Below are 228 nucleotides of genomic sequence, written 5' to 3' on the forward strand. Positions count from 1 at the left end.
GCGCCGCCCCGGCGCCGATCTCGACGACCCGCGCGCCGTCGACGTCGCCGCGCAGGCCGGCCTCCGCCTCGGTGAGCCCCTCCGGGCCCCAGCGGAAGCCCGCGTCGCCGAGGACCGGGCCGTGCTCGGCGAGGTACTCGTCGGCGTTCTCGTCCCCCCACCCCCGCGCGGCCGCGTTCCCCGCCTCGTCGGGGACGTCGTCGTACCCCGCGTGCGTGACGGGACGGG

Annotated in this window: 1 pseudogene; it reads right to left on the reverse strand. The window is 80.3% G+C overall.

The features are described from left to right. Window positions 1–228 (reverse strand): annotated as a pseudogene (locus ACQP6G_RS20910) (SAM-dependent methyltransferase); the annotation flags it as partial.

Source organism: Isoptericola nanjingensis (assembly GCF_050311635.1).
GTDB classification, from domain to species: domain Bacteria; phylum Actinomycetota; class Actinomycetes; order Actinomycetales; family Cellulomonadaceae; genus Isoptericola; species Isoptericola nanjingensis.